4 protein-coding genes are annotated in these 3,121 nt (G+C 48.1%); 3 read left to right on the top strand and 1 reads right to left on the bottom strand.

What is annotated here, in order from left to right; translation table 11 throughout:
• The first annotated feature begins 136 nt into the window (after nt 1–136).
• Both K5Y30_RS24700 and K5Y30_RS24695 read left to right on the top strand, forming a co-directional pair.
• On the top strand, nt 137–589 hold the full coding sequence (locus K5Y30_RS24700; protein ID WP_222214027.1) for a hypothetical protein: 453 nt from the start codon (nt 137–139) through the stop codon (nt 587–589).
• Between the two features lie 920 nt (nt 590–1,509).
• Nucleotides 1,510–1,710 (top strand): antitoxin VbhA family protein, encoded by a 201-nt coding sequence (locus tag K5Y30_RS24695; RefSeq protein ID WP_191918330.1) that lies wholly within the window; start codon nt 1,510–1,512, stop codon nt 1,708–1,710.
• Nucleotides 1,711–2,173: 463 nt separating this feature from the next.
• Here the strand turns inward: K5Y30_RS24695 and K5Y30_RS24690 are convergent, their stop codons facing one another.
• Nucleotides 2,174–2,734 carry a helix-turn-helix domain-containing protein gene (locus K5Y30_RS24690; RefSeq protein ID WP_222214024.1) on the bottom strand — a complete coding sequence of 187 codons (561 nt, stop codon included), beginning with the start codon at nt 2,732–2,734 and terminating at the stop codon, nt 2,174–2,176.
• A gap of 193 nt (nt 2,735–2,927) precedes the next feature.
• On the opposite strand from K5Y30_RS24690, the gene K5Y30_RS24685 reads away from it, so the two are divergent.
• Nucleotides 2,928–3,116 carry a hypothetical protein gene (locus tag K5Y30_RS24685; protein ID WP_222214023.1) on the top strand — a complete coding sequence of 63 codons (189 nt, stop codon included), beginning with the start codon at nt 2,928–2,930 and terminating at the stop codon, nt 3,114–3,116.
• The last annotated feature ends 5 nt before the right edge of the window (nt 3,117–3,121 follow it).

The following is a 3,121-nucleotide window of genomic DNA, read 5'->3' as shown; positions in this document are numbered from 1 at the left end:
GTGCTGACGAAGTGCTGCTTTCGCGCTCAAGCAAAAATCAGACCTCAGAAGGTCTGAAATGCAATTCTCCGCAGTCTGATGACGCTATTTTTGATATGCTTTCCGCTTACTTTCAAAAGTAAGTGGAAAGCGCTTGATGACAACAAAATATAATAAGTTTGAAATTCATTCAGCTTTCCAATCGGGCAAGCTGAATGAACCGTTCTTCGTCGACCTACCTCATTTGAAACCAGAGCACCAAAATGCTCTCACAACCTTCTTGGGTAAGATCACCCGAGAGGAGCCTCTGCTCGGAAAAAATAAACCTTCATGGTTGAACGATAACCATCAAAAAATCCCAGGTACCGATGCCTATGAGGAAGGAAACTACTGGCATTATCACTGTGGGCCCTATAGTGATTCAGTTACAGTTCGGTCGATGACCTACAACCTGGGTTTTAACGCTCAAGGTCTAACTTCTAAAGAAGTAATTCATTATCAAAAACTAGAAGATGGCACTGTGCTAGTTGTAGGATTTTCTCCGATCCATGAGCCCTTCCCTCGTTCTGATGAACCGCATCACAATCCGTTATTTACCGCTGAAGAGTAAGCATTAGTCCGCGCTAGGACTATGACCGAGTAAGACAAAATCGATTGTATGGCCTGAAAGGATGTATTGAGATTTTACGCGCCCAGTTGTAGTCTCTTGGGCAGAAACGAAAAAACCACCCTGGCAGGTGGTTTTTCGAAGGTTATTTAATCCTGGCAGATTATCTAACCGTGGTAACAGTCTTGTGCGAGACATGTCACCAAATCTGTCCTTTCAGTGTAGCCTCAGTTAGGTCACCACTTCAAGAACTCTAAATACATCTCTCGCACATCCTGTTTACCAATGGCTACCGCCAGTGGCGCTTTGTCGTGTCTTTCAGGTTTGGATTCAAGAGTACAGTTACCTGATCAAGACGTGGTAGTCGGGCTGAACGGGGAGTTCGTGCATACAGCCCAGCTTGGAGCGAACCACCTACAAGGAACCCAGTTGCGCGGGTAGGAATGAGAAAACGCCACCTTACGGCGGTCTGCAACGGGTAAACCTCACGGTGGGAACAGGAGAGCGCACGAGGGAGCGACCCATCGGAAACGGTGGGGATCTTTAAGTCCTGTCGGGTTTCGCCACTTCTGATTTGAGCGCCGGAAATCACCTGGTTTCTGTGAAGCTTGTCAGGAGGGCGAAGCCTATGGAAAACCGGCAATTCCCCAGACCTCTTGCATGGCCTTTTGCCTGAGTAGGTAACGCTCGCCGCAGTGTCATGACCGAACGAAGTGAGCGAATGACCGAGGAAGCGTCATGTCTGTAATGCTGAACAGGGCTCGTGTCGCTCGGTACACGTATTTCCTCTCTCATTACACATGCTGCTGCAACGGTTTCCACTTTTACCTGCACAGCTATACAACGGCAACATCCGGGCAGGACATGTAAAGTGGGCCCACTTTACGCCTGCCTTATTCGCATGACTGCTCAAAGGGAAAACCATGACTGATGATCGGGCACTGCAACTGCGTTTAGCCGGGTTCCGCAAAGCTGAGGCATCTCTCAGGCTCGAAGGGATGGATCCGTCCGGAACCCCGCTTTATGAGTCCGTAAAGGCACGTATTCTTTCCGGTGACATCACCTTCGACGAAGGCCGTGCTGAGATACGGGCTCATTACCAGAAGCGGGCGAACAGTAACTGACGCGGACAGGAAATGTTTTGTCATTACCGCCGCTCCGCGCCGGCGACAAAACGGCGGGACAAGATGTGTCTTTGGAGTACCGCCGGCACGCCAGAACTTCCTGGTCAGGCTCCGCCCGACACCTGACCGCAACTGTATTGCTGCTCCACGTTAAATCGCCCCCCTGAGCGCGTTAAGCCATGCCTGACGGCCTGGCCAACGCCTCACGGCCGCACAGTAAACTGCGCACCCGTTCACCGTTATTCGTAAGGTTCAGTGGTGCTTTTGAGGGTTCTGCAGGATTTTAGCCGCTAAAATTCCGGCCAAGCATGTGCGTGCATAGCCATGCAGACGCGCAGAAATCATCAGGGGCGTTTTTCAGGGTTTGGGACAGGGAAATGTGCCGGAAACAGGCAGGAGGCCGCAGAAACGCACTGAGGGCGTCTGCGGGGGTGCGCCCAAGAGGTGTTATGGTAAATAGGGCTCATTTTCTACCACGACAACTTCGGCACCAGCTTTGAGTTCGTTCCTTCCCTTTATCGAGCCTGAAACCAAACTGTTTCTCAATTTCTTCTCGGGTCATTGCTGTTTTTCCACACAAGGGGCACGTGTGTTGTTCGATTGGTATTTTGAGGGAAGGGAGTTGCAGATTGATCAGCTTAAGCATTAATGGTGTTAGATCATAAATGTTGGTCAGTCCCTTATCTTGTTTTCCTGTAGAGCGTACTTTAACTCTCAATATATCCTGCTCGACCAATTTGGCGAGAGTCCTCTGTATAGTCCTTCTATCTTGGCTCATTCGTTCTGATAAATGCTTTATTGAAGGAAAAACTCGAGCATCGGCATTATGTAAAAATGAAATCAGATGAATAACTAAAACTAGTTCTGTATTGCTTAGTCCAAGCTTCGATTGGTTACGTAGTAGTTCATTAGGTACGGACGTCCAACCTGAAGCTAGGATGCTGCGCCCCCAAATAGCTAAGATCTTCTCCGGGATCTCGAAAGGAGAATCACTAGTTTTTTTAAGTTCAATTTCTGATTTCAAATTTATACCTCAATCATAATACCAATACCTATCTATATAGGTATTGGTATTATGATTTATTATTAGGGCGGCATCAATGCCACCCTTGATTAGGCGCTTTTCGCCTAAATCTATAGCGTCATACCACCCCCTCTCTTACCATCAAAATCACAGGTGATGACCTAAAACCTTCAACCCGAGCAATAGGATTTATATGTTGGCAAACGTACGGTTTGGTAAAGACAGCTGCGATTCAGAGCGTCGCCAGCAGTACAAATCTCGTGCTGACGAAGTGCTGCTTTCGCGCTCAAGCAAAAATCAGACCTCAGAAGGTCTGAAATGCAATTCTCCGCAGTCTGATGACGCTATTTTTGATATGCTTTCCGCTTACTTTCAAAAGTAAGTGGA

The organism is Pantoea sp. DY-5, from assembly GCF_019795955.1.
In the GTDB taxonomy this organism is placed as follows: domain Bacteria; phylum Pseudomonadota; class Gammaproteobacteria; order Enterobacterales; family Enterobacteriaceae; genus Pantoea; species Pantoea leporis.
Note: the sequence above shows the minus strand (reverse complement) of the source record. Positions and strands in the feature narration are given on the sequence as shown.